General features: G+C 30.4%; 12 protein-coding genes. 4 read left to right on the top strand and 8 right to left on the bottom strand.

Annotated elements, in window-relative coordinates; all coding sequences use genetic code 11:
• Position 1: 1 nt before the first annotated feature.
• From dnaN to ACTF45_RS01340, 4 genes are all read right to left on the bottom strand, one after another.
• Entirely contained in the window at positions 2-1159 is a 1158-nt protein-coding gene (gene dnaN / locus ACTF45_RS01355) for a DNA polymerase III subunit beta (RefSeq protein ID WP_438949206.1), read from the bottom strand.
• A 344-nt stretch (positions 1160-1503) separates the two neighbouring features.
• Positions 1504-2607: a threonine synthase gene (gene thrC, locus ACTF45_RS01350; protein WP_438949205.1), complete on the bottom strand. Its 1104-nt coding sequence runs from the start codon at positions 2605-2607 to the stop codon at positions 1504-1506.
• A 2-nt stretch (positions 2608-2609) separates the two neighbouring features.
• Positions 2610-3185 (bottom strand): alpha/beta hydrolase, encoded by a 576-nt coding sequence (locus ACTF45_RS01345; protein WP_288346555.1) that lies wholly within the window; start codon positions 3183-3185, stop codon positions 2610-2612.
• Positions 3186-5042, bottom strand: coding sequence for an ABC1 kinase family protein (locus ACTF45_RS01340; RefSeq protein ID WP_438949204.1), 1857 nt, complete (start codon positions 5040-5042; stop codon positions 3186-3188).
• Between the two features lie 69 nt (positions 5043-5111).
• On the opposite strand from ACTF45_RS01340, the gene ACTF45_RS01335 reads away from it, so the two are divergent.
• From ACTF45_RS01335 to ACTF45_RS01325, 3 genes are all read left to right on the top strand, one after another.
• A complete protein-coding gene (locus ACTF45_RS01335; protein ID WP_438949203.1) occupies positions 5112-6791 on the top strand; it encodes an AAA family ATPase in 1680 nt (559 codons plus the stop codon).
• A 54-nt stretch (positions 6792-6845) separates the two neighbouring features.
• Positions 6846-9746 (top strand): excinuclease ABC subunit UvrA, encoded by a 2901-nt coding sequence (uvrA, locus tag ACTF45_RS01330; protein ID WP_288346558.1) that lies wholly within the window; start codon positions 6846-6848, stop codon positions 9744-9746.
• A 195-nt stretch (positions 9747-9941) separates the two neighbouring features.
• Complete coding sequence (locus ACTF45_RS01325; RefSeq protein WP_438949202.1) at positions 9942-11354, top strand: glycosyltransferase; 1413 nt, start codon at positions 9942-9944, stop codon at positions 11352-11354.
• Here ACTF45_RS01325 and ACTF45_RS01320 read toward each other — a convergent pair.
• Genes ACTF45_RS01320 through ACTF45_RS01310 form a run of 3 tightly spaced genes read right to left on the bottom strand, consistent with a single transcriptional unit; the run spans position 11270 to position 12882 of the window.
• Complete coding sequence (locus tag ACTF45_RS01320) at positions 11270-11533, bottom strand: hypothetical protein (RefSeq protein ID WP_011133337.1); 264 nt, start codon at positions 11531-11533, stop codon at positions 11270-11272. The two genes, ACTF45_RS01325 and ACTF45_RS01320, sit on opposite strands and share 85 nt — an antisense overlap.
• 10 nt (positions 11534-11543) lie before the next feature.
• Positions 11544-12620, bottom strand: coding sequence for a phospho-N-acetylmuramoyl-pentapeptide-transferase (gene mraY / locus ACTF45_RS01315; protein WP_288346604.1), 1077 nt, complete (start codon positions 12618-12620; stop codon positions 11544-11546).
• The gene (locus ACTF45_RS01310; protein ID WP_011133335.1) at positions 12604-12882 is read right to left on the bottom strand and encodes a DUF3134 family protein; all 279 of its coding nucleotides are present in this window, start codon (positions 12880-12882) and stop codon (positions 12604-12606) included. The genes mraY and ACTF45_RS01310 overlap by 17 nt, the downstream gene beginning before the upstream one ends.
• 291 nt (positions 12883-13173) lie before the next feature.
• Here ACTF45_RS01310 and ACTF45_RS01305 point away from each other — a divergent pair, with 291 nt between their 5' ends.
• A complete protein-coding gene (locus ACTF45_RS01305; protein WP_288346561.1) occupies positions 13174-14388 on the top strand; it encodes an argininosuccinate synthase in 1215 nt (404 codons plus the stop codon).
• Here the strand turns inward: ACTF45_RS01305 and rpsF are convergent.
• Positions 14385-14855: a 30S ribosomal protein S6 gene (rpsF, locus tag ACTF45_RS01300; RefSeq protein ID WP_288346562.1), complete on the bottom strand. Its 471-nt coding sequence runs from the start codon at positions 14853-14855 to the stop codon at positions 14385-14387. The genes ACTF45_RS01305 and rpsF overlap by 4 nt on opposite strands.
• Between the last annotated feature and the right edge of the window lie 91 nt (positions 14856-14946).

Genomic DNA, 14946 nt, shown 5'->3' with positions numbered 1-14946 from the left:
CTTAAGAACGAACTTGAACAGGCATGACTAAATAGGTAAAAGAATTAATATTATCTTCTGGAACTAAAACAGCTGGAGTAGTGGGAAGATTACATTTAAAAATTACATTTTCACTTGATATAACTTTTAAACCTTCTAATAAATACCTTACATTAAAAGCTATATCGAATTGATCAAAATCAAAAGATACAGGAACTAATTCACTGGCATTTCCTATATCTTGAGCATCAGCACTGACTAATGCTAAATCCTTTTCATTTAGTTTAATCTTAACGACACTACTTTGTTGATCTGCTAAAACCGCTATTCTTTCAAGTGATTCAATTATTTTTTTTGTATTAAATGTAAACAGTTTCGTAAAATTATCAGGTATTAATTGAGAATAATTTGGATAAGAACCTTCAAGAGTTCTGGTAGTAATTATTTGATTAGAGGAAATAAATACTACTTGACCTTTGTCATAGAAAAGTTTAATTGAATTTTCAGAACTTCTAAGACTAACAAGCTTTTCAATTTCCCTTAAAGATCTTGTTGGTATAGTAACTGATAAGTTTTCTTCATTTGAAGCAAAATCTTCTTTTTCATCAAAATTTTCTTTGTTGTCAATCAAAACAACAGCCAATCTATGCCCATCTGTCGCAGCTGACTCCAAATATTTTAAATTAAATGTAAAATTTACTCCTGTGAGTAATTGTTTGGAATCATCACTACTACTGGCGAATATAGTTAATTTTAAAGCTTTTAAAAAAGAACTTGGATCAATATTCAAAGATGTACCACTTTCTACAAACGGTAAGCTTGGATAATCCTCTGATGGAATACCTTTAATATTAAAAGAACCCCTATCACTTTTAATTAAAATATTATCAGAGCTCTCATCAACATCAAGAGAGACAGGAGTTTCACTTGGTAATTTATTAACTATTTCAGATAAAAGTTTGGATGGAACAGTAATTGCTCCACTTTTGTTTACAGTCGCATCAAATGAAGTTTGTATTCCTAGATTCAAATCAAATCCAGTTAAACTAATTTTATTAGTACCTTGATCAGCTGTTAGAAGTAAATTTGCAAGGATTGGATGCGTAGGTCTTGAAGCAACTGCTTTACTAACTAATTGAATAGCATAATTAAATTCATTTTGATTACAAACAATCTCCATCTGAATTCATAACTTTATTTATATACTAGAGCCATTTTCTTGATTATTGCAATTAAATATTTTTCTTTTAAATCTTCAATCTTTCTAATAGAAGACTTTCTAATTATGAATTAATATAGTAGTAGTAGTTTTTGTGGAAACTGTGGAAAATAGTCAAAATTATTGTTGTACTTGATGGTTAATAAAAATAAAATGGTGGAAAAAAAATCATAAATGTTGATAGATGTGAACTAATAGAATTTTTTTTTAAAATTATCAACATTTTTGTTTTTGTTTCGATGGTTATTCAACAGTTTCTTAAGAGTTTTAAATTAATTCCACAGTCACTTTTATTTTCGGTTTAGTTAGTATCCCAAAATTTTTGTTATGTTTTTTAACGAAGGTTCAATATTTTTCCGAAATATAGCATCGTTATTTTTAATCGCACAATCCGGATCTTTTAATCCATTTCCTGTTAATACACAAACTATTGTTGATTCTTTTTTTATTCTGTTTTTATTTTTAATAAGTCCCGCTACTGAAGCTGCGCTTGCTGGTTCACAGAAAATACCTTCTTTTGCAAGCATTTTATAAGCTCCAATAATCTCTTCGTCAGTTACAGATTGAAAATCTCCTTTACTTTCTTTCTTAACGATTTTTGCTTTATCTCTATTTACAGGATTTCCAATCCGAATAGCTGTCGCAATCGTTTCAGGATCTTGAATTATAATATTTTTCACTAAAGGTGCAGATCCTTCTGATTGAAATCCCATCATTAGTGGCAATTTTAAATTTTTCTTAATTTTTGCATATTCTTTAAAACCCAACCAATAAGCGGTTATATTACCCGCATTACCCATTGGTATACATAGCCAATCAGGAGCAATACCTAAGTCATCTACTATTTCAAATGCTGCAGTCTTTTGACCTTGTATTCGGTAAGGATTAACAGAATTTACAAGATTAATCGGATATTCGGAAGACAACTTCCTGACAATTTCTAAAGCTTTATCAAAATTACCTTGTATAGATATGATTTCGGCTCCATACATTAAAGCTTGAGCAAGTTTTCCTTGAGCTACATATCCATCTGGAATTAATACATAAGATTTTAGACCACCTCTTGAAGCATAAGCAGCTGCAGCTGCAGAAGTATTTCCTGTACTAGCGCATATTACCGCTTCACGTCCTTCCTCTTTTGCTTTACTTATCGCCATAGTCATACCTCTGTCTTTGAAAGAACCAGTAGGGTTAAGACCATCATATTTTAAATAAACTTTAGTATCGTTTCCAATTAAATCACTAATTGATTTGCTGAGAATAAGAGGAGTATTTCCTTCATTTAAGGATATGATGGGAGTCTTAGAGGAAACTGGTAGATATTGTTTATATGCATTGATTAATCCTGGCCATCTTTTTTTTCTGTAATGAAAAGAAAATTTGTTCTTAATTTTATTTACTATTGACATAGTTATTTAATTGTTTTGATCTTTTCTAAGGGCTTGCTAGTAAAGAAATCTAACAATTCTGATATTGATTGTACTTTATTCATAACTTTACTCAAAGCGTTTACGTTTAAAATAACAGTTTTAGTTGGATAACTTTTAAAAAAACTTACGAGATCTATTTTTCCGTTCCCAGTATATAAACCTTGTATAACACTAGATCTTAGGGCTAACCTACCTGTTCTTTCATCATTTGTGTTAGGAGTATGAAGTATAGATGAAAGTCTATTTAAAAAAACATTACCTATTTCGGAATATACTAATTTACTTGCAATAGTTATAGGTATTTCAAATTTGTTATTCAATATTGATTGAATCTTTTCATCTGAAGAACCAGTTGCATTTAAAATTTTTCTTAATGATTTTGATGAATTACCGCTTTCAGCGAAAGTTTTTAAAGAATCGACAGTTATTGTTCTCGAAAAAATACTGTATATAATTTTGATTTTTTCCGCAGATTGAGCTTTAGGAACATTAAAAAATATTTGATTAATAAATAATATTAAAAAAATTCTAGGAATTAAACTTTTTGAAAATTTCATTTATATTGTTGAACCAGCAGCAATTTTTACAAGCCTGACTACACCTTTTTCTGTCACCTTTTTCGCTATTTTAAAACTCATTTCTTTTGTATATGGCTCATTTATAAGTCTTGGCATTCTTTTTAAAAAGATATCCATAGAATAACCTGGTATCTTTTGTATGATTTCTAAAAAGTTCTTGAACGGTTCAATAGACAATATTAAATCATTTATGTTGTTGTCTTCTTTAGCAACATTTAATTTTATTGATTTCGGAAGGAAATTATTGACGCTTTTTAATAACTTCAAGCCTATCAAATCTATTTGAATAGTTAAACCATTAATAATCTCATCTCTTAGAAATCCCCCTTTTGGAGAAAATAGGAGATTTATAACTTCATCAAGAAGTTTTTCTAAATCAAGATTCGTTTGTTTTGCAGCATTAGAGAGTAAATCTTCTAATCTGTCCCATTTAAATTGTTTTTTATCAAAAAGCATTTCTTTTAAACTTTCTCTTAATTGAGGATCAGGGTCTTCCATTAATCTTCTTGCAAAATAAGGATAAGCCGCACCAAGTATTTTAAAGTCAGGATCTACACTTAAAGCAATTCCTTCTAAAGTTAGTAGAGATCTAATTATAAGAGCATAATATGGAGGTAACTGAAAGGGAAATTTATACATTACTCCTGACATGTCGTCAGTTACACTTTTGAAATCCATTTTTGATACACCAAGTTCTACTGCATTTACAAATACATCTTGAAAAGCTGGAACAATAGGTTCAAGATTAACTTCTTTTGAAAGAAAACCTAACTTAACAAAATCTTGGGATAATTTATCAAAATTTTTATTTACAAGATGAACTACTGCTTGAATTAAACCAGATCTCGAACTCCTAGAAACTTCACTCATCATGCCGAAATCCAAATAACATAATCTTCCATCTTTTAAAGCTAATAAATTTCCCGGATGTGGGTCAGCATGAAAAAATCCATGCTCTAATAATTGTTCTAAACTACATTGCACTCCAATTTCAATCATTTTATCAGGATCAATTCCTAAATTTTTAACGCCTTCAAGATTAGTTAGCTTTGTCCCATCTATCCATTCCATGGTTAAGACTCTTCGTGAAGTAGTTTCTTTATAAATTTTTGGCACAGCAATTTTTGAGTTATGGAGATGCAGATTTCTAAATTTTTCAGCATTTTCAGCTTCATTTAAATAATCCATTTCTTCAAAAACTCTCTTTCCTAACTCATCAATTAAAGCAACAAGATCACTTCTTATAAATCCAATATTGTTTTTCAACCAATTAGCAATATTCCTAACTATATATAAATCAAGTGTGATTTGTTCTCTTAAACCTGGCCTTTGAACTTTTACAGCTACAATTTCTTTATTCTTAAGAACACCTTTATGAACTTGTCCTAAAGATGCTGCAGAAATAGGGTCTTTGTCTATGGTTAAAAAAATCTCATTAATTTTTTTATTTAAATCTTCTTCTATTAATTCCATTGCCTTATTTCCATCAAATCCTGGTAATTGATCTTGAAGTTCAGAAAGTTCTTCAAGGAGAATAACAGGAATAATATCTGGTCTGGTTGATAAAGCTTGTCCTGCTTTAACGAATGCAGGTCCTAATTCTACTAGTAAATTCGTTAGTTGTTTTGCTCTAAATCTTGCTTTTGATTCTTTTTTTAATTGTCCTGTTAATTTATCCCATCCAACTGAAATAATATATAAAAATATTGGGATTAAGGTTTGCCAAAGTCTCTTGAACAGTCGACTAGGATTTTTTTGATAAATTTTTGAAATTATTTCAGGATCATATTTTAGTAATCCTGATGCTTCTATAAAATCTGTATAATCTTCATTCATAACTTTATTTATTTAAACCCTTTTATTTTCTTCAAAAAGAAGTTAATTTTTTTGTATAAAAGAATTATCATGTTAATACAATTAATTTTAAAAAATATTGCCTTAATAGAAATTATAGAAATTAATTTCGAAAAAGGTTTGAATATTTTTACTGGAGATTCAGGATCAGGAAAATCCTTGATTTTAGATTCCTTAAATGTTTTATTTGGTGGATCTAATATACCCTTAAATCACTTAATACGTCCAGGAAAAGAAGAATGTTTAATTGAGGCGAAATTTTCAAATTCTTCTCAAGTTACTGATTGGTTTTTGAGAAATGGTTTTTATAAAATCTCAGGAGAAATATTCGTAAAAAGAAAATCTTATATAAAAAATAATAAAATTCTTTCAAAATATACTATAAATAATTTTTCTATCAGTAAAAAGCTTTTGGAAGAGTTAGGTTTATTATTAGTAGATTTTGCTGGTCAATCTGATAGCGTTTTATATGATAATCAAGACTATAGAAGATCAATAATTGATGATTTAGGTTCCAAAAAATTAAAGACGATAAATTTTGAAATTAAAAATATATGGCAAGAATTTCAGAATCTTAGAAAAAGAAGACAAGACATGATGTATTCATATAAACAGAAAGAAAAAAATAATTTTGCAATTAAAGAGATGTATAAAGTATTGGAGGAAGCTAATTTAAATTCAGCTAATGAAATTTTTGAATTACAATCAAAGGAACTGCGACTGTCGAATAATTTTGATATCAATAACTCCATTAAATTATCACTTGATAATTTAAATAGCTATAAAAATGAGGCTCCATCAGTTAGTTATTTAATTGCTCAATCAATTAAACAATTAAATAAAGTGGTTCAATTTGATTCAAAGATTAAGGATTTAAATGAAAATTTAATGAATATTCAAAGTGATGTAGAAAATTTAATTTTTGCCTTAACAGAATATTCGGAAGAACTTGAGAATGAGGATATTAGTTTGGAAGAAATTCAAAAAAGATTATTTTATTTGCAAAATTTAGAGCGAACTTTTTCTTTAGAACTTCCAAAATTGATTTTGAAGAAAGATGAATTAAAAACATTTATAGATACAAATTTATTTGAGGAAGAGATTAAGAAGTTGGATATTCAAATTAATGATTCGCAAGCTAATTTAAATACTCTTTTTGAGATTCAGTCTTTTCAAAGAAGAAAAACTGCTAATCAGCTTCAAGATTCTGTAATTTCTATTTTGAAAAATTTAGGTTTAGAAAATGCAGATTTTTCAATTAACTTTTCAAAAGTTACACCTTCTTCAGAAGGCAACGAAAATATAGACTTCCTTTTTTCTGCAAATCCTGATCAAAAGTTGGCTCCATTATCTAAAGTTATTTCTGGTGGTGAAATGTCAAGATTTTTATTAGCAATAAAATCTAGCATTTCTCAAAAATCTAACACTTTTTTCTTAGATGAAATCGATAATGGTTTAAGTGGAAAATCATTACATTCTTTAGTGGATTTAATAAAATTGACTGCACAGGAAAGGCAGGTTTTGTGTATTACTCATCAGCCTTTCTTAGCAGCAACTGGCAACACTCATTTTAAAGTTAAGAAAAATGTTATCAATGGAATAACCTTTACTTCCATAACGAAATTAATTACTAAAAAGGAAAGACAAAATGAGTTAATTGAACTTATAGGTGGCGGTTTTAGTGAAGCAAATAATTATGCATCGAGACTTATAGATAGAGCAGCCGCATAAACCAAAAAATTTACACTATAATAAGTGTTCTTTAAATCATTTTAAGATTTAAGCATGGTTAAAAAAAACATTGGTGTTAATGAAGATAATTCAATTAAGATTCGAGGCGCTCGACAACATAATTTAAAAAATATAGATCTAACTCTTCCAAGAAATAAATTTATTGTTTTTACAGGTGTTAGTGGAAGTGGCAAGAGCTCTTTGGCTTTTGATACTATTTTTGCTGAAGGTCAGAGGAGATATGTAGAAAGTCTTTCTGCTTATGCAAGACAATTTTTAGGTCAAGTTGATAAACCAGATGTAGATAATATTGAGGGCTTATCTCCTGCTATATCCATAGATCAAAAATCAACGAGCCATAATCCTCGATCAACTGTTGGAACTGTAACTGAGATACAAGATTATTTAAGATTATTATTTGGTCGAGCCGGAGAACCCCATTGTCACCACTGTGGTCTACCTATTGCTCCTCAGACAATTGATGAGATGGTTGATCAAATAGTTTTGCTGCCCGAAGGAACAAGATATCAATTACTTGCACCTGTTGTGAGGGGTAAAAAAGGAACTCATGCAAAATTACTTAGTGGATTAGCAGCAGAAGGCTTTGCTCGAGTAAGAATTAACGGTGAGGTAAGGGAACTTGCAGATAGTATTGAATTAGACAAAAATCATACTCACAATATTGAGGTAGTAGTCGATCGATTGATTGCGAGAGAGGGAATCCAGGAAAGATTGAATGACTCTTTACAAACTTGTCTTAAAAGAGGGGATGGACTCTCTATCGTAGAAGTTGTTCCAAAAAAAGGCGAAACTCTGCCTCCGAATCTAGATAAAGAAAAGTTATATTCAGAGAATTATGCCTGTCCAATTCACGGATCTATTGTTGAAGAGTTGTCTCCAAGACTATTTTCTTTTAACAGTCCCTACGGTGCTTGCCCTGATTGCCATGGTATTGGATACTTAAAAAAATTTACTGCAGATAGAGTAATACCTGACCCTTCTTTACCTGTTTATGCTGCTATAGCTCCCTGGAGTGAAAAAGATAATACTTATTATTTTTCATTACTTTATTCAGTTGGCCAAGCTTATGGTTTTGAATTAAAAACTCCATGGAAAGATTTGAGTGATTTACAAAAAAATGTCTTACTTTCTGGATCTGATAAGCCAATCGTAATTCAAGCTGATAGTCGTTTTAAGGGTTCTAGTGGTTTCGAAAGACCTTTTGAAGGAATCTTGCCTATTTTAGAAAGGCAATTAACCGAAACTAATGGAGAATCAGTCAAGCAAAAGCTTGAAAAATATTTAGAATTGGTTCCTTGTAAAACATGTTCTGGTAAAAGATTAAAACCAGAAGCACTTGCCGTTAAGATTGGGCCTTACAGTATTACTGATTTGACCTCTATAAGTGTCTCAGATACTTTATTTCATATCGAGAAAATAATGGGGTTAAGTAAAAATATAAAAGAAAATATTTCTTTATCCGAGAAACAAAAACAAATAGGTGAACTAGTTTTAAAAGAAATTCGACTGCGTTTAAAGTTTCTAATTAATGTCGGTTTAGATTATTTAACTTTAGATAGACCAGCAATGACTTTATCAGGAGGAGAAGCACAACGTATAAGATTAGCAACTCAAATTGGAGCTGGCTTAACTGGTGTTTTATATGTATTGGATGAACCCAGTATTGGTTTACATCAAAGAGATAATGATAGATTGCTGGAAACTTTAAAAAATCTCAGAGATTTGGGAAATACTCTTGTTGTTGTTGAACATGATGAAGATACTATGAAATCAGCTGATTACTTAGTGGATATTGGACCAGGTGCAGGAGTTTATGGAGGGGAAATTATTGCAAAAGGTTCATTTGAAGATGTTTTAAATTCAAAGAAGTCATTAACTGGAGCATATCTCAGTGGAAGAAAATCGATTCCTACTCCCAAAGAACGTAGATCTTCAGTCAAGAAAAGTTTAATTTTAAATAACTGCGTTAAAAATAACTTAAAAGATATATCAGTTGAATTTCCTTTGGGGAGATTAGTTTCCGTAACAGGAGTGAGTGGAAGTGGAAAAAGTACATTAGTTAATGAATTATTACATCCTGCGCTTAGTCATTCTCTTGGTTTAAAAGTACCTTTCCCTAAAGGTGTTAAAGAGTTAAAAGGGATAAAGGCCATAGATAAGGTAATTGTTATTGATCAATCTCCTATTGGAAGAACTCCTAGATCAAACCCTGCAACTTATACAGGGGCTTTTGATCCAATTAGACAGTTATTTACTGCGACTGTAGAAGCTAAAGCCAGAGGTTATCAAGCCGGGCAATTCAGCTTTAATGTAAAAGGAGGTAGATGTGAAGCTTGTCGAGGACAAGGAGTAAATGTAATTGAAATGAATTTTTTACCTGATGTCTATGTTCAATGCGATGTATGTAAGGGAGCTCGTTTTAATAGAGAAACTCTTCAAGTTAAATATAAAGGCTTTAATATTTCTGATGTTTTAGAAATGACTGTTGAGCAGGCTGCAGAAACTTTTTCCGCGATCCCACAAGCAGCTGATAGATTATCTACATTAGTAGATGTAGGGCTTGGTTACGTGAAGTTGGGCCAGCCAGCTCCAACACTATCTGGCGGCGAAGCACAAAGAGTAAAATTAGCAACTGAATTATCTAAAAGAGCTACTGGAAAAACTTTATATTTAATTGATGAGCCAACAACTGGGTTAAGCTTTTATGATGTTCATAAATTAATGGATGTTATTCAACGTTTAGTAGATAAAGGTAATTCCGTAGTTGTTATTGAGCATAATTTGGACGTTATTAGATGTTCAGACTGGATAATTGATCTTGGACCTGATGGAGGTGATAAAGGTGGAGAAGTTATAGTTGAGGGTACACCTGAAGATGTTGCGAAGCATTCAATAAGTTATACAGCGAAATATTTAAAAGAAGCTTTAAATTAAGCTTTTAACTAGTTATATTTCTTCGTATTGTTAATATTTAATTTGTCAAATTATCTTTTTTTTAAGTTGTAAAAAATTAACTATAGCTTGTCTTTTAGTAGTTATAACTTTTTTAAAATAATAAATCATAATGTTTTCTTAATATTTCTACCTTAATAGACAGCTTATTAGTAATAGGGTAATTTAAAATCATAAATGAGTTTGAAATTTTTATATTTACATTTGCATGGTTTAATACGTTCTAATAATCTTGAACTAGGTAGAGATTCAGACACTGGTGGTCAAACGCAATATGTTTTGGAATTGGTAAAAAGCTTGGCTAATACGTCAGAGGTTGATCAAGTTGATATAGTTACTCGTCTCATTAAAGATAGTAAAGTTGATAGTTCTTATTCAAAAGAGCAAGAATTTATTGTACCGGGTGCACGAATTTTAAGATTTCAATTTGGACCCAATAAGTATTTAAGAAAAGAATTATTTTGGCCTTATTTAGACGAATTAACTCAAAATCTTATTCAGTATTATCAAAAATACGAAAATAAGCCAAGCTTTATCCATGCTCATTATGCAGATGCTGGCTATGTGGGAGTCAGACTAAGTCAAGCTTTAAAAGTACCTTTTATTTTCACCGGGCATTCTTTAGGAAGAGAGAAAAGAAGAAAATTACTTGAGGCTGGTTTAAAAATTAATCAAATTGAAAAGCTTTACTGTATAAGCGAAAGAATTAATGCAGAAGAAGAGTCTTTAAAATATGCTGATATCGTTGTGACAAGCACTAAACAAGAATCTGTATCTCAATATTCTCAATATCACTCTTTTTCATTCGAAAAATCAAAAGTTATTGCTCCTGGAGTTGATCATACTAAGTTTCATCATATTCATTCAACAACTGAGACCTCTGAAATTGATAATATGATGCTTCCTTTTTTGAAAGATTTAAGAAAGCCTCCTATATTGGCTATTTCTAGAGCAGTAAGAAGAAAAAATATTCCTTCTTTAGTAGAAGCTTATGGACGATCAGAAAAATTAAAAAGAAAAACGAACTTAGTTTTAGTTTTAGGTTGTAGAGACAATACATCTAAACTTGATTCTCAACAAAGAGATGTTTTTCAAAAGATTTTTGAAATGATAGACAAATATAATTTATATGGAAAAGTGGCTTATCCCAAAAAACATTCTCCAGCAAATATTCCTTCTTTATATAGATGGGCAGCTAGTAGTGGAGGAATTTTTGTTAATCCTGCCCTAACAGAACCCTTTGGCTTAACATTACTTGAAGCTTCTTCATGTGGTTTACCAATTATTGCTACAGATGATGGAGGTCCTAAAGAAATTCATGCAAAATGTGAAAATGGCTTATTAGTAAATGTAACTGACATTAATCAGTTGAAAGTTGCTCTTGAAAAAGGTATTTCAAATAGTACTCAATGGAAGATATGGAGTAGAAATGGAATCGAAGGAGTCCATAGACATTTTAGTTGGAATACTCATGTCAGAAATTATTTATCAATCTTGCAAGGCCACTATGAAAAATCGACAATTGTTTCATCATCAGGAATCAAAGAAAGTTGTTTGAAAGGTAGTTCCTCACTTATAAAACCCCATTGATCAAAAATTTGTGGATCAGAATGAATGATTAACTGATGCTTTTGCGTTTTTTTTAATTTAAAGCCTTTTTCAGATAATTTTTTTATTAGCTTAGCTGTTTCTTCAAATCGAGATGCCATTGCATCAAGACTTACACAGTCACTTGTTAAGCCATCATCCTTCCAAGTAAAGAAACTCATACTTAATAATTCAAAGATTTATTTTTAAAACTATACCTAAAACAATAAGTAATATGTTTACTTTCCAGAAGTTTTCAACTATTTTCTCTTCTTTGATACCCTTTAGTTCAAAATGATGATGAATTGGTGTCATCAAAAAGATTCTTTTCCCTTTTTTAAATAACTTTTTGGTGATTTTAAAAAAACTTACTTGAATCATTACTGATAGAGCTTCAGTAATAAATATTCCTGAGATAATAAATAACGTAAAAAAACTATTAGTTAATATTGAAATAGATCCTAACGCCGCACCAATTGTTAAAGATCCAGTATCTCCCATAAATATCTTTGCAGGATATTTGTTGTATTTTAGAAAACCTATACATAAACCTGACATTGCATAGGAAATAAGGCCATAAATTATTAAATCTTTTTGATCTTTAATAAATATTTCCGTACCAAGTCCAAAAAAAACTATTGCGCTACATCCAGCTGCTAATCCATCTAGGCCGTCGGTCAAATTTACTGCATTACTTAAACCTACTAAAGTTAAAAAACAGATTGGAAAAATTACTATATTAGTATCCATATTCCAATTATTAGATATAGTGATCAAAGGATTAATATAATTGCTTTGACTTGCAAATATGATAAATAAAATTGCAATTAAAGCTTGTAATGTAAATTTTTCATTAGATTTTAGACCTGTATTTTTTTTGTTTGCAATACTTAAATAATCGTCTAAAAATCCTATAATAAAAAAACTTATAGTACAAAAAAATAATAATAATATACCAATAGAATCAACGTAATTATTAACTATTAAAAGTAGTAATAAAAAGGGCAAAATAATAAATATTCCGCCCATCGTAGGAGTATTTGTTTTATTAAAATGAAGAGTTGGACCTTCACTTCTTATATTTTGTAATAAATTTAATCGTGTAATTATTTTAAAACCGTATTTTGTTATTACTAAGGAAATTAAACTTGATATTAGAAAAATATTAATTATTAGTAAACTATTGAAAATGTAAGAATTTACTATTAATGAAATTACAAGTAAGAAAAATAATGATGTAAAAGTTAGCGATCTAGTCTTCCCAATCATCATTTGAAACGTCTTCTTCGGTTTTATAATCTTCTTTTTCTCCCATTAAAGCTGAAAGTTCTTCTTCTTCAATTGTACTTATCTCTTGAGAATCTCCATCTTTTTCGTTTACAAGTCTGCCTGTGTCTTCTAGCCAAGATAGTAAATCCGGTTCTTCTCTTAATGGCAGTACAGGAGCAGGGTCTTCTCTGTGATAGCAAGTTAAGGCTGGATTTACTTCAGCAATTTCGTTTAATCTAATTTTGAGTTTATTAGAATCCATTTAAAAAAATCTTTACTTTTATACCATAATACATAAACATGTACTTGAAAAATTTTGTTTGATAAAGAAAATTTAAAATATTTTCTAATTTGGCCAATGTCAGTCTTGTCAGCCATTTTTTTTAAATACTATGGCTTTTTAAAGCCGGATATTTTATTAATTAATAATTATCTTGTACTCTTATTAGTTTTTGGTCCAGCTCTTGTAGTTACAATAATATTAGTTTTTAATAAAATTTAGAAAGCTGAAATCCTTATTACTTTCACCTTTCTTCACTGGAGGTAAATTTTAATGCAGCAGGTAAAAAAAGTTGTTCTTGCATATTCCGGAGGGGTTGATACTAGTGTCTGCATTCCATATTTAAAAAATGAATACGGTATCTCAGAAGTTGTAACTTTTGTAGCTGATCTTGGCCAAGGAGATGATTTAGAGATTGTTAGACAAAAAGCCTTAAATTCAGGTGCAACAAAATCTGTGATTGGGAATTTAGTAGATAATTTTGTAGAAAAGTATGCTTTTCCTGCTATTAGAGCGAATGCACTTTATGGAGAAAAGTATCCTTTATCAACCGCTTTGGCTAGACCACTGATAGCTGAAAATCTCGTAAATTTGGCAAGAGAACTAAATGCTGATGCAGTGGCGCACGGCTGTACAGGAAAAGGAAATGATCAAGTAAGATTTGATTTGGCTATTCATGCTTTAGGACCTGATTTACAGATAATTACACCTGCTAGAGAATGGAAGATGAGTAGAGAAGAAGCTATTTTGTACGGTGAAAAATTTGGAATTCCAGCTCCTGTCTCTAAGAAGTCTCCTTATTCGATTGATGTAAATCTTCTTGGTCGTAGTATTGAAGCTGGTTTATTGGAAGATCCAATGCAAGAACCAAATGAAGACGTTTTTGATATGACTTCATCTATTAATAACGCACCAAATGCTCCAAAAGACCTAGAAATTGTATTTCAAAATGGATTTCCTATTGCAATAGGAAATGAATTTTTAAGTCCTGTAGAGATCATTCAAAAGGCTAATTCTCTAGCAGGCGAACATGGCTTTGGAAGAATAGATATGATTGAAGATAGAGTTGTCGGTATTAAGAGCAGAGAAATCTATGAGGCGCCTGGCCTTCTACTTCTTATAAAAGCTCACAAAGAATTAGAAAGCATAACATTAAATCCAGATGTATTAGATTTTAAAAATATAGTAGAAAAAAAATGGGGTCAACTAGTTTATCAGGGATTTTGGTTTGGTCCTCTCAAGCAAGCATTAGATGGTTTTATTGATTCCACTCAATCATCTGTTAACGGTAAGGTCAAAATAAGATTACATAAGGGAAATGCAATAGTAATTGGTCGATCTTCTGAAAATAACTCTCTCTATAGGGAGGATTTGGCAACTTACAGTAAAGATGATATTTTTAATCACAAGCAAGCAGAAGGATTTATTTATATGTGGGGGATGTCCAATAAAATATGGGCAGAATTAAATTCAAAAAAGAATAATTAGCGTTCAAGACTTTGAGACTCTTTAAATTGAGATGATGTAGTTTCAGAAGTTGCCGTTATTTTATCATTAGTTTCCTCTTTAGATTCTGATTTATTAGTTGAATCAATACTCTCAATTTCTTTTTTCTCTGATTGATTAGATCCTTTATTTGAAGATCTTGGCGTAGGTAAAGGCCCTTCTTGTTTTACTGTTAGATATCTAATAACATCTTCACTTAAACGCATTGCTTTTTCGATTTTGAAAATGTGTTGGCCATTACCTTGATGACTTAATTGAACATAAATACCTTCTCTATGTTTTGCTATTTGATAAGCTAATCTTCTTTTACCTCTCATTTGACTATCAAGGATTTTACCCCCTGATTCCTCAAGAAGTTTATTATATTTATCTATGTGATTAGTTACCTCGTCCTCAGCTATATCGGGACGAAGAATGTACATTGTTTCGTAATAAATTTGATCAGTCATAATTTTCAGACAAGGTCTTTGGCTCAGAATTTGATTAATGAGCGTCTGTTCATTACTTACGATACATTATCAAGGTCAAATTCTTTATAAA

The sequence above is a fragment of the Prochlorococcus sp. genome (assembly GCF_965655815.1).
Classification (GTDB): domain Bacteria; phylum Cyanobacteriota; class Cyanobacteriia; order PCC-6307; family Cyanobiaceae; genus Prochlorococcus_A; species Prochlorococcus_A pastoris.
This window is presented reverse-complemented; position numbering and strand designations above follow the sequence as displayed.